We start from the raw sequence: 20483 nt of genomic DNA, 5'->3' as shown, positions 1-20483 counted from the left end.
TCGCTGACAGATAAGGCGTGAGCTAAACGCAATCGTCGCAGGGAGATTGTTCCACAGGGGGATTCCCGCTCGTCGGGCGTGACCGAGCGCAGGGAGCGTGACCGGGAAGACTTGCTTGTTGACGAGCAACGAAAGACCGTCGAGGTGATTCCGCGAAATGGTGGACCGAGGGTCGAAAAACCGAACAGTACAGCCGAATTTTCGGAGTCGTTCGGCGACCGCGACAAAAACTGGCTGGTCCGACGCACACAGAATGCCGATTCGGTCTGGGTCGTCCTGCGCCATCCTACCGTCAAATAGTGACTGAACGGGATAGGACTTGGCCCCAAGCGTGAGGGGTTCAACGAGGCCCGAAACCGCCTCAGTAGAACTCTCGAACGAGGTCCATCGCGCCCTCGGGCGCGCCGTCCGGAATCTCGGTCATGTCGCTCGACAGGCCGTGGAGTTCGCTGTAGGGAACGCTCTCCTCGTTCTGGTAGAGGACGCCCTGATACTCCTTGTCGGCGTCGAGAATCTTGTCCTTCGCGGCGTCCCGGTCGGTCGGGTCGTGGTCCTCGTCTGCGAGGTCCACGATGGAGTCACGGAAGTAGTCGTAGGTGTCCACGTCGTTGAACGTCACGCACGGACTGAAGACGTTCACGAAGCCGAAGCCGTCGTGTTCGATGGCCTTCCGAACGATTTCGGCGTGGCGCTGGGCGTCGGTCGAGAACGACTGGGCGATGAAGCTCCCGCCCGCAGACAGCGCGAGCGCGAGGGGGTTGACCGGCGGCTGTTTCGGTCCCTCGGGCGTCGTGGAGGTCTCGAAGTCCTCGCGGCTGGTCGGCGAGGCCTGCCCCTTGGTCAGGCCGTAGATGCGGTTGTCCATCACGACATAGGTCATGTCCACGTTCCGGCGGACCGCGTGGACGAAGTGGCCCGCGCCGATGGAGTAGCCGTCGCCGTCGCCGCCCGCGACCATCACTTCGAGGTCGGGGTTGGCGAGTTTGACGCCCGTTCCCACCGGGAGCGCGCGGCCGTGAACGCCGTGGAGCGCGTAGCTGTGCATGAAGGTGCCGATTTTGCCGGAACAGCCGATGCCCGCCACGACGAACGTGTCGTCGGGGCTGTTGCCGGTCTCGGCCAGCGCCTTCATCATGCCGTTCATCGTGCCGAAGTCCCCGCATCCGGGGCACCACGTCGGCTGTTTGTCGGATTTGAAGTCTGTGAAGCGAACCTCGGAACTCATGCTGTAACCTCCTCCGCCTGAAGCTTCTCCTTGATGTCGTCTGCCAGCTCGTCGGCCTTGAATCTGATGCCGTTGTACTTGTTGACGCGCTTGACCCGGGTCAGCGCGTCGTGTTCGAGCAGATTCGCGAACTGCCCGGTCTCGTTACACTCGACCACGACGACCTCCTCGGCGGCCTCGATGTCGTCGGTGAGGTCGGGTCGCGGGAAGATGTACGGCACCGAGAGGAAGCGCACGTCCACGCCGTCGTCTTCGAGGTAGTCGAGGGCCTCCTGCATCGCGCCCTCGTTCGACCCCCACGAGATGACGAGGTTGTCCGATTCGGGGTCGCCGAACTCTCGGGGCGACCAGTCTTCCTCCTCCTTCGCGGTCTCGACTTTGCGGTTGCGCTTGTCCACCTGCTCGACGCGAACCTCGGTGTCCTCGGTCCGGCGACCGAGCGAGTTGTGTTCGAGACCGGTGGACATGTGCGCGCCACCGGTCGTGCCGGGGAACGCGCGCGGACTCACGCCGTCAGCGGTCGGGAAGTGGGGCTGGAAGCGGTCCTTCTCGTCGGTCCACGCCTCGATTTCGTTCTCGTCGACGACCTTTCCGCGGTCGATTTCGACTGCGTCCATGTCGAACTCCTCGGGGCTGAACGTCTGCTCGGTGACGGCCATCGCGAGGTCAGAGACCAGGAAGACCGGCGTCTGGTACTTCTCGGCGAGGTTGAACGCCTCGACGGTCTTGTGGAAACACTCCGCGACGGTGGTCGGCGCGACCACGAACCGCGGAATCTCGCCGTGCCCGCCGTAGAGGGCCATGTTGAGGTCGCCCTGCTCCTGCTTGGTCGGCATCCCGGTCGAGGGACCCGAACGCATCACGTCGCAGATGACCAGCGGCGTCTCGCTCTGGGCGACTAGCCCGAACGTCTCGGTCATCAGGTCGATGCCCGGACCGGACGTGGCGGTCATCGAGCGCGCTCCGGCGCGGGCCGCGCCGAGCGCCATGTTGATGGCCGAGAGTTCGTCCTCGGCCTGAATCACGGTGCCCCCGAAGTGGTCGATTCGGCCGGTGAGGTACTCCATCACGTCGGTCGCGGGCGTGATTGGGTAGCCCGAGTAGAACCGACAGCCGGCCGCGATTGCGCCCATGCCGATGGCCTCGTCGCCGTTGAGCAGGACGTAGTCGTTGTCGGTGGTGTCGAGGTCGTAGTCGAACTCGTGGTCGAACTCCTCCTGGACGAACGACTGACCCTTCCGGGCGGCCTCCTTGTTGTTCTCGACGATGGACTCGCCTTTGGCCCCGAACTTCTTCTCCAACGCGGAGTCGAGGTTCTCTATCGGGAAGTTCGACACCTCGCACGCCGCGCCGAGCGCGACGACGTTCTGCATGATGGCTCCGCCCGCCTCCTCCGCGAGGGTCTTGAGCGGGACCGACAGGCCAATCATGCCCTCGGGCACCTCGACGTCCTGCATCTCGGTGCGCTCGCCGTCGTAGATGATGACGCTCCCCTCGTGGAGTTCGTCCAGATTCTCGTCGATTGTTCGCTCTGTCAGCGCGACGAGAATGTCGAGACGGTCCACGACGCTCTCGACGCGGTCGGTCGAACTGCGGATTTTGTACGCGGTGTACCCCCCACGGATGCGGGACGCGAAGTCCTTCGAAGTCAGGACGTGTCGGCCCGCGCGCGAGAGCGCTTGCGCGAAGATTTTCCCCGTCGAGTCGATGCCATCGCCAGCTTCGCCGCCGATGGCCCAGTTCAGGTCGTCTGGCATTCCTAGGTGTGCGGTAGCCGATGCCAAATCAAAAGCCTTCTGAAGCGACCCTCGTATTTCCGGATTTCTGTCCGGTTCGAGAGCGGGTCGGAGCGTCGGATTCAGAGCGAGTCGAAACGCGATTCGAGAGTCGCAGGGTCTTTGGTCGTTCCGGCGCAACCTCGCCCATGGACGGAACCGAAGTCGCGGTTCGCTCGGTCAGGTCGGTCGGGTCGGATACGGTCGCGCTGGAACTCGAAACGCCGCCGGAGTTCGACGCCCGCCCGGGCCAGTTCGTGCAGGTCGGCGCGACGGTCGAGGGCGAGGACGTCACTCGCCACTACACCCTCTCGTCGCCCGACTCCGAGGACACCTTCGAGGTGACGGTCGAAGTGGACCCCGAGGGGTCGCTCAGTCCGTACCTCGCAGGCATCGAACCCGGCGAGACCGTGCTGGTCGCCGGGCCGTTCGGCAACTCTTACTACGAAGGCGAGGAGTCGGTCGTCGTTCTCGGGGGCGGGCCGGGCGTCGGCCCCGCGGTCGGCATCGGCGAGCGCGCGCTCGAAGACGGCGGCGACGTGACCGTCGTCTACCAGGACGACGACCCGGCCCACGAGGAGCGTCTGGCTGACCTCGCCAGCGCGGGCGCGACGGTCGCCATCACGACCGACGCGAGCGCGGAGGACGTGGTCGCCCTGCTCGCCAACAGCGTGGGACAAGTCTTCGTCTACGGCTTCGCGGAGTTTTTGGACGAGGCGACCGCGGCGCTCGACGCCGCGGGTCTCGACCCCGCAGAGGCCAAGACCGAGAACTTCGGTCCCGCGCCCTGAAAACAGCTCCCGGACGAGATTCCTTCAGTCGATGTCGCGCTCGGCTTCGATTTGCTCGGCGTACGCGGTCGCCATCCGTTCGATTATCGCCTCGCCCGCCTCGGCGGTTCCCTCTCGGGGGTCGCCGAGGACGCCGTTCTCCGTGACCGCGTCGAATCCCTCGTTTATCATGCGAGTGCCGGAGATTTTGCCCTCCGCGCCGGGTTCGAGTCGGTCGGTTCGGACGAGGTCCGGTTCGACCGCCAGCACGACCGCGGTCTCGGCGGCCCCGGCGTGAATCGACGGCTCTTGGTACTCGACGCCCGCCTCGGCCATTCCCTCGTTCATCAGCGCCATGTTCTCTTCGAGGTCCGCGAGCGCGACCACGGTCGCGTCGATGTCGCGGGCGACCTCGGGCGCGACGGTGTTGACCGGCCCGAAGTTGCCGCCGTGAGTGGGGACGAGCGCGATGCACTCGAAGCCGTGGTCGTCGAGCGACCGGCAGTACGACTCGATGGTGTCCATCAGCGTCTCGGGCGAAATCGTAATCGTGCCGGGAAACTCCATGTGGTGGGCCGAACAGCCGGGCTGAATCGCGGGTCCGGCGAGCGCGTCGCCGAGCTTTTCGGCGATGCGCGCACAGACCGCCTCGCCAGCGAGCGTGTCCATCTTCAGCGGCAGGTGCGGCCCGTGCTGTTCGATGGAACCAACCGGGACGACCACGGTTCGCGTCCCGTCTTCGAGCGCGGTTTCGACGTCCGTCCACGTCATGTCCTCCAACTGCACCGATGATTCGTCGGTCATACACTCGGTCGGTCCGCGCCGGAGCAATTAAGCCTGTGGGAGGAGGTGTCAAACGGCCAGCCTCGGAACCGGCTCAGTGTTCCACGAACTCGATTAGCGCGCCGCCGGTCGATTTCGGGTGGAGGAAGGCCACGTCGTGACCCCACGCGCCGGGCCGGGGTTCGTCGTCGATGAGTTCGACGCCGTGGTCGCGCGCCCGGTCGAGCGCCCCGTCGATGTCGTCGGTCGCGAGCGCGAGGTGGTGGATACCCGGGCCGTTCGAGTCGAGGTATCGCGAAATCGTGCCGTCTTCGAGCGGTTCGAGCAGTTCGAAGTAGCCGTTTTCGAGTTCGAGGAAGACGACCCGCAGGCCGCCGAACGCCTCGTCGTGGGCGACCGGCGCGTCGAACAGGTCGGCGTACAACTCGGCGAGTCCGTCGGCGTCGTCGGTGGCGATTCCGGCGTGGTCGAAGCGCATGTTCGACGGGTCGAGTCGTCGGAATATAATTTCGGTGGTCTGAGGCTCCCACCCTGCCGTTTCGACAGCGTTTATCACGCGCCACCCCGTGGCAGGCCGCATGAACCCCGAAGACCTCAGAGCCGACATTCCGGCGCTCGACCGCACGATTTATATGAACACCGGGGCCGCGGGACCGAGTCCGACCCGCGTCGTGGGCGCTGGCGAGGGCTGTCTGGAGCGCCACGAGTACGAAGCGCCTGCCGAGGAGGGCGCGTACCCCGCGGCGTTCGAGGTGTTCGACCGCACGCGCGAGGCGGTCGCAAACCATCTCGGCGCGACCCCCGAGGAAATCGCGCTGACCCAGAGCACGACCGACGGCATCAACCGCGTGGCGGCCGCGCTCGACTGGGAGGCGGGCGACAAAGTCGTCCGGACCGACCTCGAACACTCGTCGGGCATCCTACCGTGGAAGCGCCTCGCGAGTCGCGGCGTCGAAACCGAGGTCGTCGGAACCGAGGGCGGTCGTCTCGACATGGACGCGATGGCCGACGCGGTACAGGACGCCAAACTGGTCTGTCTGAGTTCGCTGACGTGGACCCACGGCACGCTCCTGCCCGTCTCGGAGGTCGTGGAGATGGCCCACGACGCGGGCGCGCTCGTTCTCGTGGACGCGGTCCAGTGCCCCGGCCAGATGGAGACCGACGTGACCGAGTGGGGCGCGGACTTCGTGGCGGGCGCGGGCCACAAGTGGCTCCTCGGGCCGTTCGGCGCGGGCTTCCTCCACGTCAGTCCGGGCGCGGAAGACCACCTCGAACCGGCTCACATCGGCTACCGGAGCGTCGAGGACCCCAACGCCGAGGAGTACGCCTACGAACCCGGCGCGCACCGCTTGGAGGTCGGGACGGTCTCGCCCGTGCCGTACGCCGGACTCAGAGAGGCGATTCACCTCATCGAGGAAATCGGCTACGACACCATCGAGGGACGAATCGAGCGATTGACCGACCGACTCAAGGACGGTATCGAGGAATCGGACGAGGCCCGCCTGCTGAGTCCGCGCGAGTACGAATCCGGACTGGTGAGTTTCGTGGTTGACGACCCCGAAGCGACCGTCGAACGACTGGCCGAGGAGGGCGTTCGGATTCGGGACCTTCCGTATCCTGATGGCGTGGTTCGGGCTTCAGTTCACGTGTTTAACACGGAGGACGATGTGGATGCGCTGGTGGAGAGAATCTGAGAGTATCTGAGAACGCGAGTTTTAGTTAAGACTGCCCGTGTAATCGTCGCTCACTGCGAGCGCGGGTTGAACGATACAAATAGCCTATTCAGCACACCAGTCAGCAACGTAATCGACTGGTTCCCCGTCGCCGAGACGATACGGCTGGTGTTCGACGAGGAGACTGAATCTATTACCATCTGGGCACGTGATTTCGTAGTCGAACGTTCCTTCCGATTCTCCATCTAACCACGCCCGGACGGTAAATTGGTCGTTAGAAGTACCCTCAAACGCGTCTTCAATCAGCACTTCTCCTAGTGTTCCATCATCAGCAGGTATCGTTTCCTCCGTGCGGAACACCTCCTCACCAGTATCACGTTCAACAGCGACCGTCATCCGCCACTTCTCGGTATCGTCACTCTGTAACAGAACGTCCACCTTCTTCGGTTTCTCTCGCGTTGTCGAACAGCCGCTGAAGGCGCTTGCTGTGACGAGACTACACAGACCGAGGACTGCTCGCCGGGAGGGCATTATCTCGAGATACTGGCAGGATACTAACTGCTTTTCGATTCTCGCGACACGTTCGCACCACGAACTTAGCAAAACCGCCGAGTCAGTCATGGACTAAGATGGACGAACACCGCACACCAACGACTGCTGAAAAGAGCCACAAACCGACCCCCGCCTACACTGCCGTTCCGGGCTGATATTCTCCAAACGTCTCCCGAAGCACGTTACAAATCTCACCGACAGTCGCGTAGGCCTTCACCGCGTCCACGATGTAGGGCATCACGTTCTCATCGCCCTCGGCGGCCTCCCGGAGCGCGGCGAGTCGCGCCTCGACTTCCTCGTCGTCGCGGTCGGCCTTCACGTCGTTCAGGTGCGCGATTTGCTTTTGCTCTTCTTCCTCGGTGACTTCCTGAATATCGACTTCTGGCTCCTCGTCCACCTCGAACTCGTTGACGCCGACGATGATGCGCTCTTCCTCCTCGATTTCGCGCTGGCGCTCGTAGGCCACGTCCTGAATCTGGCGCTGGACCCACTGCTGTTCGATGGCCCGGAGCATCCCGCCCTTCTCGTCCACGGTGTCGAGGATGTCGAAGGCCTCGTCCTCGATGTCGTCGGTCAGGCTCTCGACGTAGTAGCTTCCCGCGAGGGGGTCGATGGTGTCGGCCGCGCCCGACTCGTGTGCGAGAATCTGCTGGGTTCGCAGGGCCGTGCGGACGCTGTCCTCGGTCGGGAGCGCGAGGGCTTCGTCCTTGCTGTTGGTGTGGAGGCTCTGGGTGCCGCCGAGGACCGCCGCGAGGGCTTGGTACGCGACTCGGACGATATTGTTGTCCACCTGCTGGGCGGTGAGCGTCGAGCCAGCGGTCTGGGTGTGGAATTTGAGCTGTTTCGACTTGGGATTCTCGGCGTCGAATCGCTCCTCCATGATGGTCGCCCACATCCGGCGCGCGGCGCGGAACTTCGAAGCCTCTTCGAGGACGTTGTTGTGGGCGTTGAAGAAGAACGAGAGTTGGGGCGCGAATTCGTCCACGTCGAGTCCGGCGTCCATCGCGGCCTCGACGTACTCGATGCCGTTGCCGAGCGTGAACGCGACCTCTTGGGCGGCGGTCGCGCCCGCCTCCCGGACGTGGTAGCCCGAGATGGAGATGGTGTTGAACTTCGGCGTCTGGTCGGCGCAGAACTCGAAGATGTCGGTGATAATCCGCATCGAGGGTTCGGGCGGATAGATGTAGGTGTTGCGCGCGACGTACTCCTTCAGGAGGTCGTTCTGAATGGTCCCGCGAAGCTCTTCTCGGTCCACTCCTTGCTTGTCGCCCACCGCGATGTACATCGCCAGCAGGACGGAGGCGGGCGCGTTGATGGTCATCGACGTGGAGACTTCGTCGAGCGGAATGCCGTCGAACACGGTCTCCATGTCCGCGAGCGAGTCGATGGCGACTCCGGACTTGCCGACCTCGCCCGCCGACATCTCGGCGTCCGAGTCGTAGCCCATCTGTGTCGGCAGGTCGAACGCCATCGAGAGGCCCGACGACCCGTTTTCGATGAGGTACTCGAACCGCTCGTTGGTCTCCTCGGGCGTACCGAACCCGGCGTACTGGCGCATGGTCCAGAGTCGCCCGCGGTGCATCGTGGAGTACACCCCGCGCGTGTACGGTTCCTCGCCCGGGAAGCCCAAATCCTCGCCGTAGTCCAACTCCGCCACGTCGTCGGGCGTGTAGATGCGCTCGACGCGCTGGCCGCCCGTGTCGGTGGTGAACTCCTCCTTGCGCTCGCCGAACCGCTCGACCGTGGGGCCGACCGTCTCCGCTTCCCACTCCTCGCGCGCCTCGCGTATCTCTTCGAGGTCGTCGGCGTCGAACATTGTGTGGACCGACGGGCGGGCCGGTCTTAACGATTGGCGGATTGGTCCGAAAGCGCGGGGGCGGCCCGCCACACCTTTTTAGCCCCCGAAAGCCTACTGGCACCTATGTACGTCCGGGACGCGAAAAACAGAGAGGAGGTGTGGCTGTTGGACCACATCGAGGCGATGGAACTCGACGAGACCGCGTTCCGCTCGCGAGACTACGTCGTCGCCATCGACGAGACCTCGGGCGATAAGGCGGGATTCGGGCGCATCCGTATCCACAAGACCGACGACGGGGAGGTCTGTGAACTCACCAGCATCGGCGTCCTGCCCGAGTGGCGCGAGCAGGGCGTCGGCGCGCACGTCGTAGAGCGACTGGTCGAACACGCTCGCGACCACAGCTTCGAGGACGTGTACTCGCTGACCAGCGCGACCGACTACCTCGCGCAGTTCGGCTTCGAGGGCGTGGCGACCCCCGACCTTCCCGAACGACTCCGCGAGCGCCTCGATACGAAGCGCGACCGCCTCGACCCCGAAGCGGTCGGGATGGTCCTCGACGTGGACGAGTTCGAGATGCCCGACCGACTCCGTGAACGATTCAAGCGCGCCCAACCCCACGAGGACGACGACGAACCCGAGGAGTCACCCGAGGACTTCGGTATCGACCCGAACGAAGTGACGTACAAGTACGACACCGGGCGGTGACGAACGGCACCGGGCGGTGACGAGATAAAATACGGTCCGGGGCGGTGAGCGCCGACGCGTCGGCGCTCACCACCGATAATTCCGGACGATTCGGATAGCGGCTACCGGTTTTTCACACTCCGCCGGTCACCTCGTCGAGTCGATTCACCACCTGCTGGAGGTCGGCCTCGTCCTCGATGGCGTCCCGGACGCGCTCGCGGTGGCGCACCTCGGCCGCGCTCGCGCCGTAGGCCCGGACGTACTCCGCGCGCGAGTGCTCGTCGAACGCGTGTCGGATGGCGAAGTAGCCGTCGGGGACGACCGACCCGCAGACCTTGCACTCGCGGCGCTTGTGGTCGGTCGTCTGATGGACGATGGCCTGTTCGACGCTGTCGAATCGCTCGCCGCAACCGTCGATGCCGCACTCCCAGTCGCTCATTGGCGGATGGTCCCAGTCCCGGACTAAAATCTTTCTGCCCGACGGTTTCGAACGAACGCGTTCGGTTCGACGCTCCCTTCGACGCTCACTTCGGAACGGTCCGCGCTCACTCCAAGACGTTCGGAACCTCGCGGAGCGACGAGACGGTCGCGTCCGCGCGGGCCGCGCCGTCTTCGGGGTCGGCGGCGACGTAGACGCCGGTGAATCCAGCGTTCTGCGCGGGCACCACGTCGCGCTCCAAATCGTCGGCCACGAAGACGTGTTCGTCCGCGGGGATGGCGTCCTCGGCGGCCGCGAAGATGTCGGAATCGGGCTTGGCCGCGCCGACCGCCCCCGAGACCACGGCCTCGTCGAACTCGTCGGCGAGGTCGTGGTGGTCGAGTTTGCGGCGCTGGACGTTCTCCGCACCGTTCGTGAGGACGCCGAGGGGCGCGTCGAATGCGGAGAGCACGTCCCGTGCGCCCGGTCGGAGTTCGGTTCGGGCGACCTCTGTCTCGACGTACGCCGCTGCCAGTTCGTCGAAGTCGGGGACGAAGCCGAACTCCTCGCAGAGGTCGGCCATCGCCGCCCGGTAGGGTTCGGGGTGACACTCCTCGAAGTACTCGAGAAAGGCCTCGGTGTAGAACTCGTGATGGTCGTCGTCGGTACTCACGCCTACGTCGGCCATCGCGTCGTGGAACAGGTCGGCGAAGTCGTCGGGGAGTTCGACCAGCGTTCCGTCGAGGTCGAAGAAGACTGCGCGCATGGCTCCCGGTTCACACCGAGGGGTCAAAAGTGTCAGGACTGGCGAAGTGTCGGAGAGACGGCGTATCAGGACTGGCGATACACGAGGTTCCGTTGAATCTCGTTCGCGCCCTCGTAGACGACCGGGATGCGAACGTCGCGGTAGACGCGGGCGATTCGCCGGTCGGTCAGAATCGAGCGCCCGCCGTGGAACTGCATCCCCTGCTCGGCGCAGTCGGTCGCGGTCTCGGTCGCCTTCGTCTTCGCCATCGCGGCCCAGAGTCCGGCGTCGTCGTTGTCCCGGACCTTCTCGGCCGCGCGGTAGGTCAGCGCGCGGGCGGACTCGAACTCGATTCGCATGTCGGCGAGTCCGTGCTGGACCGCCTGAAAGTCGGCAATCGTCCGGCCGAACTCCTCGCGGTCGTGGACGAAACTCCACGCCTCCTCGATGGCGGCCGCCGCGAGACCGAGACCGTGGCCCGCGACCACGACGCGACCGAAGTTGAAGAACTCCGCGAGCAGCATGAACCCCGCGCCCTCGGAACCGACCAGATTCGCCTCTGGAATCCGGCAGTCGTCGAAGACGATGTGGGCCTGCTTGCTCGCGCGCATCCCCATCTTCTCGGGGATGTGCTCTGCGTCGTACCCCTCGGCGTCGGTCGGCACGATAAAGAGCGAGTGATTGCCGTAGCGATTGTCCGGGTCGTTTCCGGTCCGGGCATAGACGGTGAGCCAGTCGCCCTCGACGCCGTTTCCTATCCAGTACTTCTCGCCGTTCAGCACCCACTCGCCCGCGTCGTCGTCCTTTTTAGCTGTGGTCTCCATCCCCGAGAGGTCGCTCCCCGTGTCGGGTTCCGAGACCGCGAGGCCGGTGAGTTGGTCGCCCTCCGCGACGGGGCGGAGGTACTGCTCTTTCTGCTCGTCGGTGCCGTACTTCTCGACTATCTCCGCGCCGAAGCTCGCGAGCTGGAGCGAGAGCGCGATGCCAGCGTCAGCTCGGAACCACTCCTCTGCGACCGCGAGCATTTCGACCACGTCGAGGCCTCTGCCGCCCCACTCCTCGCCGATGTCTTGGGCGACGAGTCCGGCGTCTCGACCGGCTTCGAGTATCTCCCACGGGTACTCGGCCTCTCGAAAGCACTCCTCGGCGTTCGGTGCGATGTGTTCGGCGGCGAACTCGCGGGCCTCGTGTTTGACCTCGCGTGCGTACTCGGGGACTACGTCTTCGGAAAGGAGTTCCATACGTCGTGAACGTACTGTGGGGAGTTATGTTCGGGGGCTATCGAGGGGGTTTGTTGGCTTTTACGTTGGTTTTGGTTTCTGAAGAGCGTCGAGCAAGGCGGTAGTCGCTTATTTAAATAATCGAATATTTATATATTTCACGAGCCGTGGCTAAAATAGGGCGCATATCGGTCATAGTCTGTAAAATTGACTACCAGTCCCAATCAGGTCATCCTTTATGCATCCACTCTCGTCCCAAGACTGCCAAACCAGAGGATGCAATTGCCAGACCTGCTGTGACCATTGAGGCATAATTAACCAAGATAGCATACTCCTCTGAAACTGGTAACAGCCATATATCCAATTCCAGCATCAGATATATTACGGCCCCACCAATACTCAGACCTGCCAACACGGCAAGCGATGCTGTCAATATTCGAATATCCGTTCTACTAACCACTAAGTCAGCGACTGCTCTCCGAAGTTGATCCTCCGTAGCGACTTTTTCTTTATGGCTTTCTGAATCTTCTGTCGGTACCCACCAAATCCATCCTTGATTCGTCTTTCTCCCACTGAGTCTATTTCCGCGCATCCCTTTAAGATCGTCAAGAACAGTTTCCTGTGTCACAGACTCAATCCTCTCCGAGACTTCCCCAGTAGTGAGCACGGGTTCATTGGAATTCTGAAAGGACTCAAGAATCTTTTGCTGCCGAATTGTTTTGACTTGTTTTCTTGGGTCGCTCATACAATCAGCCCTCCTTGTACTAATTCGTGGGGTCGCGAATCGGTTCTTGTGGTGACGAATGTGTTCGTACGGACACGACTGGACTTTTCATTATAATCGGCCCTCGGTCGTAGGCAGACTACAGTCAACATGGGCAAGAAGACCATGTTCAGGCTGAAGGGCCGTCGTCTCAAGACGGTCATAGTAAATACCATGACAAAACGCCAAAACGTAAATCTACCGTCGATACACAAATCTCGACGCAATGAGTCTGAACGGCGAATAGTGTATGACCAAACTGTGGATCTATTTGGTGATCTCGATGATAGATGACCTACTTGAGTTCGTAGTCGCAAGTGTAATTCTCGTCACCGGAGTGGGTATTGTGTCAGTTTTGTGGGGTGCCGATCCCGAATTCGCCACTTCTCTGATTAGCGGTGTCACTAAGTTGGGCGTCTATGTTTTGGTAATGGGTATTCTGGTAGCAATTCCGCTTTCGTTTTTCAGGTGACTCGGCCACTGACTCGCTAAATTCGGACTAATTTTCATTTATCTTTAAATTGATGGACAAGCCCTTGTATTTATCACACCGATGTTATCAATACCGAAATGCCCAACATATATAATAGTGAGATGTTTCGGAGAAGTCGAACAAGACGGAAAACAACAGGAAGCTAGCGACTCCCGGTACCTATGAGAGCCGCAATGCAGTGCAATACAATGCATTGCACTGCGACCGCAGGCCACAGTCCTCCCCAACCGACTGCGTTTCTCAGTCAGTCGCTCCCTCCGGTCGCTCCTCCCTGCGATACTCATCCCTCGCGCGCTTTGGGCGCGACCACTCGCGGGTCGCGCCAGCGCGCGCCGGGTGGAAAGTCGAGGTGGCGCGAAAAATCAGATATGTCAGGTGATTCCACCGAAGTCCGCCCCGTTCGCCGCTCCTACTCCTCGTCGGGCGCGGCCTCTTCCGGAACCGACCCCGCCACGAGCGATTCGTCGTCGTACTGCTCACGCAACACTTTCTTGTCGAACTTCCCAGTCGCGGTCTTGGGCACTTCCTCGATGAACACCACCTCGTCGGGTGCCCACCACCGGGGGTACTCCTCGCGGATTTGGGCCAGAATGCTCTCTTTCAGCGCGTCCTCGTCGGTTCCCTCGACCGGGACCACGAAGGCAACGGGGCGCTCCTGCCAGCGTTCGTGGGGGACGCCGACGACCGTCGCCTCCGCCACCTCGTCGTGGGCCATCAGCGCGTTTTCGAGTTCGACCGACGAAATCCACTCGCCGCCGCTCTTGATAACGTCTTTCGCGCGGTCGATGATTTTGACGTAGCCGTCCGAATCGACCGTCACCACGTCGCCCGTTTTGAGCCACTCGCCCTCGAAGTCCTGCTCGTTGGCCTCGGGACGCTTGAAGTACGATTGAGTCACCCACGGGCCTTTGATGTACATCTCGCCGAAGTCCTCGCCGTTCCACGGCACCTCCTCGCCGTCGTCGCCGACGACCTTGAACTCCAGTCCGGGCGCGATGAGTCCCTGCTTGCCGCGCTTCTCGTACTGGTCTTCCTTGCTCCAGTCGTCCATCTTCGACTTGAGGTGCGAGACGGTGCCGATGGGCGCGGTCTCGGTCATCCCCCACGCGTGGAGGACTTCCACGTCGTACTCCTCGTCGAACTCCCGGATGAGGCTCTCGGGCGCGGCGCTCCCGCCGATGACGATTCGTTCGAGCGAGGACATGTCGGCGTCGTTCTCCGCGAGGTACTCCAGCAGACCGAGCCACACCGTCGGGACGCCCGCGGTGAAGGTGACGCCCTCCTCCTCGATGAGACTCGCGAGGTCGGCGGGTTCGGGCGCGGGACCGGGGTACACCTGCTTCGCGCCCGCGGCGGTCGCCGAGTACGGAATCCCCCACGCGTTGACGTGGAACATCGGCACCACGGGCATGATTACGTCGGACTCCTCGAACGCCAAGCCCTGCGGCGTCAGGGTCGCCATCGTGTGCCCCCAGAGCATCTGCTGGGTGTACTCGACGCCCTTCGGTTTTCCAGTCGTCCCCGAGGTGTAGCACATCCCCGCCGGGGTGTCGCCCGAGAGGCTCGGCCAGTCGTAGTCGGTCGGCTGGTCGCCCACGAACGACTCGTAGTCGGTTACTGGGTCGAGCGAGGTGTCGGGCACCGCCTCGTCCATGACGACGAACTGCTCGACGCTCTCGAACGCCTCCGAATCGGCCGCGCCTTCGAGCTTTTCGACGAGCGAGGGGTCCACGAACAGCAGGCGGTCCTCGGCGTTCTCCACGATGTACTGGATGTGGTGGTCCGGAAGCAGGGGATTGATGGTGTGAAGCTGTGCGCCCGAGTTCGGCACCCCGAAGTACGTCTCGGCGTGGCGGTGGTGGTTCCAGCAGAACGTGGCGACCCTGTCGCCCGATTCGACACCCGCCGCGTCGAGCGCGTTCGCCAACTGCGCGGTGCGGTCGTCGTACTCGTCGTAGCCGTACCGCTCGATGCCCCGAGCCGTCCGCGAGACGATTTCGGAGTCGGGGTGAAGCTTGGCCGCGCGCCACAAGAACGGTCGAAGGGTCTGGTCTGCGCCTACCATACCGGACTGTCTCGCCCCTGATTCTTATGGTTTGCTACCGTCCCCCACGGTATCCGAATCACTTGGCGAATCAGAATCGTTAACAGCGTCGTGTCGAAACGAGAGAACGTGACCGACGGCGAACCGTTCCGCGCGGACCTTCACGTGAAAGTGCTGGACGAGCGAGTGGTCGAGCGAGCGAAAGCCCGCGGCCTCGACGCGCTCGTGTACGCGCCCCACTTCACCCGCCTCCCCGACGTTCGCGAGCTGTGCGCTCGCTTCTCCGACGACGACCTGCTCGTGGTGCCCGGTCGGGAGGTGTTCACCGGGCGGTGGCACAATCGCAGACACGTCCTCGGAATCGGTCTCGACGAGCCGATTCCGGACTTCGTCTCGCTCGACGACGCGCTCGCCGAACTCGCCCGACAGGACGCCGCGGTGTTGGTTCCCCACCCCGAATTTCTCAACGTGAGTCTCGACGCCGACGACCTCCGGGCGTACTGCGATGCGGTCCACGCCGTCGAGGCGTACAACCCCAAGCACTGGCCCCACCACGACCGCCGGGCCAGCGCGATTGCGGCCGACCTCGACCTCCCGACGTTCACCTCGTCGTACGCACACCTCCGGACGACGGTCGGCGAGGCGTGGACCGAGTTCGAGACGCAAATCGACTCCGCGAGCGACCTGGTCGGCGCGCTCAGAGACGGGGTTTCGCGCCGGGTCGTCCACCGGTCGGGGTGGGGCCACCGGCTTCGATGCGCCGCGGAGTTCGCCCACCTCGGGTGGGAGAACTCCTACGAGAAAATCGACCGAATCCTCCTCTCGGGCACGGAACCGACCCATCCCGACAACGTCGCGTACGACGACCGGTTCGACGGCGTGTACTGAGTTTTCAGACGAGCGTGCTGACGCTCGTCGAGAGGTCCTGAATCCGGAACGGCAGGTCGAGGTGAACGACGGCGGCGATGACCGCGAGTTCGAAGGCGGTCACCGCGACCGTGACGGCGGTCGCCCGCTTGCTCGAAACCGGAACCCCGAACGGGAGGTTGTACTCCTTGCTGTAGGGGTAGAACAGCGCGATGCCCCGCTTGCTCCCGAGCATGTCGAGGACGTAGTGAGTCGCCACGCCTATCCAGACGTAGTGGAGATTGCCGAAGTACACCGGATACGCGTAGATAATCGCGAGCAGCGGCAGATTGTGTAGCGTCTTGCGGTGCTTGCCGAACGCGGTGTCCACGTCCGGGAGCAGCGCGCCCAAGATTACCGGAACCGAGACCTCGGCTATCATCAAAAACGTCGGCACGTCGCCCGCGGGGTGGATGATGTAGCCGAGACCGATGCTCAGGAGGGCCGCGTTGAGGACGTGTCCCTCCTTGTTCATTTCGCTCCCTCTGTCATGTGCGAGTCCTTATCCGGAGGGGTCACAAGGTTTTCCCTCCGGACCGGCGAACTCAGTCGGTCCCCTCGCCCGCCACCTCTCGGACTTCCGCCAACACGTCTTCGAGCGCCTGCCGAGCAATTTGCTCCTTTATCGCGCGCCGGTCGCCGTCGAACTCGTAGCGAGAGACGGTCGCGTACGAGTCGCCGGTCCCCCAGTCGGCGGCGTATGCCACCCCGATGAACACGGTCCCGACGGGCTTGTCGTCGGTCCCGCCGGTCGGTCCTGCGATACCGGTGGTGGCGACGCCCCACGCGGTTCCGGCGGCGTCCCGAACCCCCTGAGCCATCTCGCGGGCGACCGGTTCGCTGACCGCGCCGCAGTCGTCGAGCGATTCGCGGGTCACGCCGACGTGCTGGAGTTTGGCGTCGTAGGAGTAGGTCACGAGGCCGCGGTCGAAGTAGTCGCTCGACCCCGACACGTCGGTCAGGAGCGACCCGACGAGACCGCCCGTGCAGGATTCGGCGACTGCGATAGTGTGGTCGGCCTCGCGCAGGGCGTCTCCGAGGCGCTCCTCGATGGGTGAGTCGTCGGCGTGTTCGCTCATGTCCGTGAGTGATGCGCCGGGCGGGAATGAAAGTGCGGGTCTACACCTCGTCGCGGTCGGTGTAGGTCCACCGTTCGGTGATGTTCCCGCCTCCGTCGAACCGGTGGAAGTCCGCGAAGCCGAACGAGACGCGCTCGCCGTTCTGCTCGCCAGAGAATCGTCCGCGAACCGCGACGGTGTCGCCGTCCACGACGAGACTAGCGATTTCGTGGTTCCCGTCTTCGAGCGGCCGGTCTTCGAGGTAGAACTCTCGGAACGCCGCCATCCCCGAGAGATTCGACTGGCCGGGCCGGTCGTAGGTCACGTCGTCCGCGAACAGCGCGAACACCGCCTCGTACGCCTCGGCGTCGATTCGGTCGTAGTACGCTCGAACCGCCTGCGGGTCTGCGTTGGTCATGTCGGTTCGACGGGAGCTTCACGGGAAATCGTTTTGGAGCGAGCGATACCCGCGGGTCGAAAGAAAGAGTAGGGCCGCGTCCGAGGTGCGACTATGGAGTACGACACGCCGCTGTTCTTTCGCGTGATGCAGTACGCGGCCGATGCGGACCGAGACGTGGTGGACATGGTGAGCGGCAATCCCGACTGGGGTTCGCCGCCCGCCATCAGCGAGGGGCTTCACGAGTACGCCGACCTCGGGGGCGCGGACTTCCAGTACCCCCCGAGCGAGGGCCTGCTCGAACTCCGCGAGGAAATCGCCGACCGCCGGAACGTCGATACCTCGCAGGTCATCGTGACCAACGGCGGCGGCGAGGCGAACTACCTCGCGATGGCGCGGGCGCTGGAGCGCGAGCGCGGGTCGGAGTTCGTCCTCACGGACCCCGTCTATCCGTACTATCCCGGCAAAACCTCGATGCTCGGCGCGACGGCGCGCTACGTCCCGACTCAGGACGGCGGCGCGCTCGACCCTGCAGACGTGCGCGAGGCCGCGAGCGAGGAGACGGCCGCCATCGTGGTCAACACGCCGAGCAACCCCACGGGAGCGATCTACGACGCCGAGACGATGGCCGAACTCATCGCCATCGCCGAGGAGTACGACGCGCTGCTCGTCAGTGACGAGGTGTACGACCACTTCGACTTCTCCGGGAAGTTCACCTCGGCGCTGTCGGTCGATTCTGACCACCGCGTGGTCACGAACTCCTACTCGAAGACGTTCGCCATCACGGGCTTTCGCGTCGGCTACGCTGTCTTCCCCGAGTCGCTGGTCGAGATGGCGAAGACCCGCCACATGCTCACCAACGTCGCGACTACGCGACCCGGCCAGTACGCGGTCCTGCACGCGCTCCGGAACACCGATCCGGCGTACTACGAGGCGAACCGCCAGCTCCTCGAAGAGCGCGTCGAGACGTTCACGGGCGCGCTCGCCGACGCTGGCGCGGACTTTTCCAGCCCCGACGGCGCGTTCTACGTGATGGCTCGGTTCCCCGACTTCCCCGGGACCTTGGAGAACGTCGAGCGACTCATCGACGAGGCGGGCGTGGCGGGGATGCCCGGCGAGGCGTTCGGCGAGTCGCAAGCCGACCGGATTCGGTTCGCGCTCGTGACCCCGGATGTCGAGGAGGCCGCCGAGCGACTGGCCGACTACTTCGCGTAGATTCGTCTAGTGGCCGCATTCGATAGTGGCTCAGCCCTCTCGGGGTAGTCGGACTGGCGGTTACGGGGTCATCGACCGTGCTAGCCGAGTTGCCAGCTATCTGCCCGCAACCGCACGAAGCGTCCGAGAAGGGTTGGTTCCGGCTTCGTATTTAAACTCTCGTGACGGCCGACTCGACAGTCCCTAAATTCCAGCAGGCCCGTCCGACCACAGGACGCGCCGCGCACTCGGTCGCACCTGCGGTGCGGGCGACCGAGTGCGCAAGCGGGGAGGTACGGGGGCGCGGTGCTGTGCGGCGCGGTCCTCATAGGTACCGGGAATAGCTACCGTCACGCCGATGATGACTAATTCGATAGAAGCGACGCAAACACCATCAGTCCATCACTCTTCCCGAACAACTAAGCCCCCGCGAGAACCCCTCCCCGACAACGAATGGCCGACACGACCGACGAACTCGCCGGGGTGGTGGACCTCTTCGACGCGCTGACCCGCGACGAACTCGAACAGGCGTTAGTGGAACTCGCCTTCAAGCAGGGCAAGGATGTCGAACGCGAGGCGTTCACGGCCGAAATCGAACGCGCGATTGCGGGCTATCACCTCGTGGAAACCGACCAGCGAGCGTGGGACGACGGCGACGAGAGCCTGCTGGTCGCGGGTCCCGCGGCGTTTCCGACGGTCCCCGAGAACGGCGCGGACCTGCCGCACATCTTGGACGTGCCCGACCGCGAATTGGACCGCGAGGGTCTCGGCGAGACGGTCGCCGACCGACTCCGCGAGGAGGCCCGAACGGTCGCGGCGGCGGGCGACGCCGACCGAGCGCGCGACCTGCTCGACGTGAGCTACGACCTCGAAGCGTGGGCACCGGTCGAGGTGGGGGACGTGCGCGAGACGCTCGACCGCACGCTCGACTAACGGGCAAATTAAGACGCACGAGTCCGAGGGTGTCGTATGGAGTTGGGTCGGGTGGCCGAGTACGCCCCGCGGGAAGTCACCGACGAGGAGCGCGACGCCGCGGTGGTAGCCCCGGTGGTCGAACGCGACGGCGAGCAGTTCCTCCTGTTCACGAAGCGCGCGGACCACCTCGGCGAGCACGCCGGGCAGATGAGCTTTCCGGGCGGAAGCCGCGAACCGAGCGACGACGACCTGCTGGCGACCGCGCTCCGGGAAGCAGAGGAGGAAATCGGTCTCCGACCGGAGGAAGCCGAGGTGGTCGGGCGACTCGACGACATCCGGACCACGACCCGGTACGCGGTGAGTCCGTTCGTCGCACGCGTCCCCGACCGCGAGTACACGCCCGACGAGCGCGAGGTGGCCGAAATCGCGATTCTACCTGTTTCCGGGCTTCTCGACCCCGAGAACTACGAGAGCGAGCGCCGCGAGCACCCCCAGTACGGCGAGGCGGTCGTCCACTTCTTCCGCGTGAACGGCTACACGGTGTGGGGCGCGACCGGCCGGATTCTGGTCCAACTGTTGGAACTGACGACCGACTGGCGTGCGCCGGAGAAGATTGATCGGGTGGTGGACCCCGACGCCGACGTTCGGCGAGGGTGAAACTGGTGGGCGTTCTGAACGCTTGTCTGTCTCGGTAGAAGTAGAGTGACTACAGACCGCCAGAAAGCCCGCGCGCTCGCCGCCGCCGGACAAACCGCGTCCGCCGAGGTCTCGTTCGTTTGCTCACGTGACCGCGAGCGGGCGGCCCCTTTCAGTTCCACCCCCGCAAGCCGCACTGCGACCGCAGGCCACAGTCCTCCCCAACCGACTGCGTTTCTCGATTGCTCGCTGACGCTCGCAATCTGCGATACTCATCCCTCGCGCGCTTTGGGCGCGACCACGAGGGTCGCGCCAGCGCGCGCCGAGAGGTAAAACTGACTGACAGGTTTCGTTCAGAAGCGACCCTCGCGGGCGGGCAGACGCGGTAAGACTCACGCGTGCCGATACCCTTTTGACCCTCCCACGGGTACGAG

22 protein-coding genes are annotated in these 20483 nt (G+C 63.9%); 8 read left to right on the top strand and 14 right to left on the bottom strand.

Annotation, left to right across the window (positions count from 1 at the left end; genetic code table 11):
- Positions 1-361 precede the first annotated feature (361 nt).
- Both EKH81_RS06810 and EKH81_RS06805 read right to left on the bottom strand, forming a co-directional pair.
- Positions 362-1225, bottom strand: coding sequence for a 2-oxoacid:ferredoxin oxidoreductase subunit beta (locus tag EKH81_RS06810; RefSeq protein ID WP_132057411.1), 864 nt, complete (start codon positions 1223-1225; stop codon positions 362-364).
- Entirely contained in the window at positions 1222-2982 is a 1761-nt protein-coding gene (locus tag EKH81_RS06805; RefSeq protein ID WP_132057410.1) for a 2-oxoacid:acceptor oxidoreductase subunit alpha, read from the bottom strand. The genes EKH81_RS06810 and EKH81_RS06805 overlap by 4 nt, the downstream gene beginning before the upstream one ends.
- 167 nt (positions 2983-3149) lie before the next feature.
- On the opposite strand from EKH81_RS06805, the gene EKH81_RS06800 reads away from it, so the two are divergent.
- Positions 3150-3791 (top strand): ferredoxin--NADP reductase, encoded by a 642-nt coding sequence (locus EKH81_RS06800; protein WP_132057409.1) that lies wholly within the window; start codon positions 3150-3152, stop codon positions 3789-3791.
- A 24-nt stretch (positions 3792-3815) separates the two neighbouring features.
- Here the strand turns inward: EKH81_RS06800 and EKH81_RS06795 are convergent, their stop codons facing one another.
- Both EKH81_RS06795 and mce read right to left on the bottom strand, forming a co-directional pair.
- Positions 3816-4574 (bottom strand): creatininase family protein, encoded by a 759-nt coding sequence (locus tag EKH81_RS06795; protein WP_132057408.1) that lies wholly within the window; start codon positions 4572-4574, stop codon positions 3816-3818.
- A 73-nt stretch (positions 4575-4647) separates the two neighbouring features.
- Positions 4648-5031: a methylmalonyl-CoA epimerase gene (gene mce, locus EKH81_RS06790; RefSeq protein WP_132057754.1), complete on the bottom strand. Its 384-nt coding sequence runs from the start codon at positions 5029-5031 to the stop codon at positions 4648-4650.
- 100 nt (positions 5032-5131) lie between these two features.
- On the opposite strand from mce, the gene EKH81_RS06785 reads away from it, so the two are divergent.
- Positions 5132-6247, top strand: coding sequence for an aminotransferase class V-fold PLP-dependent enzyme (locus EKH81_RS06785; protein ID WP_132057407.1), 1116 nt, complete (start codon positions 5132-5134; stop codon positions 6245-6247).
- Positions 6248-6331: 84 nt separating this feature from the next.
- On the opposite strand, the gene EKH81_RS06780 is transcribed toward EKH81_RS06785, so the two are convergent.
- A complete protein-coding gene (locus EKH81_RS06780) occupies positions 6332-6847 on the bottom strand; it encodes a hypothetical protein (protein WP_132057406.1) in 516 nt (171 codons plus the stop codon).
- A 64-nt stretch (positions 6848-6911) separates the two neighbouring features.
- Positions 6912-8594 (bottom strand): acyl-CoA mutase large subunit family protein, encoded by a 1683-nt coding sequence (locus EKH81_RS06775; protein ID WP_132057405.1) that lies wholly within the window; start codon positions 8592-8594, stop codon positions 6912-6914.
- Positions 8595-8699: 105 nt separating this feature from the next.
- Between EKH81_RS06775 and EKH81_RS06770 the strand changes: the two genes are divergently transcribed.
- Positions 8700-9281: a GNAT family N-acetyltransferase gene (locus tag EKH81_RS06770; RefSeq protein ID WP_132057404.1), complete on the top strand. Its 582-nt coding sequence runs from the start codon at positions 8700-8702 to the stop codon at positions 9279-9281.
- A gap of 112 nt (positions 9282-9393) precedes the next feature.
- On the opposite strand, the gene EKH81_RS06765 is transcribed toward EKH81_RS06770, so the two are convergent.
- The 4 genes from EKH81_RS06765 to EKH81_RS06750 form a co-directional block, all read right to left on the bottom strand.
- On the bottom strand, positions 9394-9699 hold the full coding sequence (locus tag EKH81_RS06765) for a DUF7565 family protein (RefSeq protein WP_132057403.1): 306 nt from the start codon (positions 9697-9699) through the stop codon (positions 9394-9396).
- A gap of 106 nt (positions 9700-9805) precedes the next feature.
- Complete coding sequence (locus EKH81_RS06760; RefSeq protein WP_132057402.1) at positions 9806-10444, bottom strand: HAD family hydrolase; 639 nt, start codon at positions 10442-10444, stop codon at positions 9806-9808.
- Between the two features lie 65 nt (positions 10445-10509).
- Positions 10510-11664, bottom strand: coding sequence for an acyl-CoA dehydrogenase family protein (locus EKH81_RS06755; protein WP_132057401.1), 1155 nt, complete (start codon positions 11662-11664; stop codon positions 10510-10512).
- A gap of 208 nt (positions 11665-11872) precedes the next feature.
- Complete coding sequence (locus EKH81_RS06750) at positions 11873-12388, bottom strand: hypothetical protein (RefSeq protein ID WP_132057400.1); 516 nt, start codon at positions 12386-12388, stop codon at positions 11873-11875.
- A 301-nt stretch (positions 12389-12689) separates the two neighbouring features.
- On the opposite strand from EKH81_RS06750, the gene EKH81_RS06745 reads away from it, so the two are divergent.
- On the top strand, positions 12690-12878 hold the full coding sequence (locus EKH81_RS06745; protein ID WP_132057399.1) for a hypothetical protein: 189 nt from the start codon (positions 12690-12692) through the stop codon (positions 12876-12878).
- A gap of 430 nt (positions 12879-13308) precedes the next feature.
- Here the strand turns inward: EKH81_RS06745 and EKH81_RS06740 are convergent, their stop codons facing one another.
- Entirely contained in the window at positions 13309-14964 is a 1656-nt protein-coding gene (locus tag EKH81_RS06740) for a long-chain fatty acid--CoA ligase (RefSeq protein WP_132057398.1), read from the bottom strand.
- A 108-nt stretch (positions 14965-15072) separates the two neighbouring features.
- Here EKH81_RS06740 and EKH81_RS06735 point away from each other — a divergent pair, with 108 nt between their 5' ends.
- Positions 15073-15831, top strand: a complete 759-nt coding sequence (locus EKH81_RS06735; RefSeq protein WP_132057397.1) for a PHP-associated domain-containing protein — start codon at positions 15073-15075, stop codon at positions 15829-15831.
- Between the two features lie 4 nt (positions 15832-15835).
- Here the strand turns inward: EKH81_RS06735 and EKH81_RS06730 are convergent, their stop codons facing one another.
- The 3 genes from EKH81_RS06730 to EKH81_RS06720 form a co-directional block, all read right to left on the bottom strand.
- Positions 15836-16324 carry a metal-dependent hydrolase gene (locus tag EKH81_RS06730; protein WP_132057396.1) on the bottom strand — a complete coding sequence of 163 codons (489 nt, stop codon included), beginning with the start codon at positions 16322-16324 and terminating at the stop codon, positions 15836-15838.
- 70 nt (positions 16325-16394) lie between these two features.
- Complete coding sequence (locus EKH81_RS06725; protein ID WP_132057395.1) at positions 16395-16928, bottom strand: CinA family protein; 534 nt, start codon at positions 16926-16928, stop codon at positions 16395-16397.
- A gap of 40 nt (positions 16929-16968) precedes the next feature.
- Complete coding sequence (locus tag EKH81_RS06720; RefSeq protein WP_132057394.1) at positions 16969-17325, bottom strand: nuclear transport factor 2 family protein; 357 nt, start codon at positions 17323-17325, stop codon at positions 16969-16971.
- Between the two features lie 93 nt (positions 17326-17418).
- Here EKH81_RS06720 and EKH81_RS06715 point away from each other — a divergent pair, with 93 nt between their 5' ends.
- The 3 genes from EKH81_RS06715 to EKH81_RS06705 all read left to right on the top strand — a co-directional run bounded on the left by EKH81_RS06715 (position 17419) and on the right by EKH81_RS06705 (position 20070).
- Positions 17419-18519, top strand: coding sequence for a pyridoxal phosphate-dependent aminotransferase (locus EKH81_RS06715; protein ID WP_132057393.1), 1101 nt, complete (start codon positions 17419-17421; stop codon positions 18517-18519).
- 432 nt (positions 18520-18951) lie between these two features.
- Complete coding sequence (locus EKH81_RS06710; RefSeq protein WP_132057392.1) at positions 18952-19431, top strand: DUF7109 family protein; 480 nt, start codon at positions 18952-18954, stop codon at positions 19429-19431.
- Positions 19432-19467: 36 nt separating this feature from the next.
- Positions 19468-20070: an NUDIX hydrolase gene (locus tag EKH81_RS06705; RefSeq protein WP_132057391.1), complete on the top strand. Its 603-nt coding sequence runs from the start codon at positions 19468-19470 to the stop codon at positions 20068-20070.
- Positions 20071-20483 lie beyond the last annotated feature (413 nt).

Source organism: Halorussus amylolyticus, assembly GCF_004143485.2.
Lineage (GTDB): Archaea > Halobacteriota > Halobacteria > Halobacteriales > Haladaptataceae > Halorussus > Halorussus amylolyticus.
This window is presented reverse-complemented; position numbering and strand designations above follow the sequence as displayed.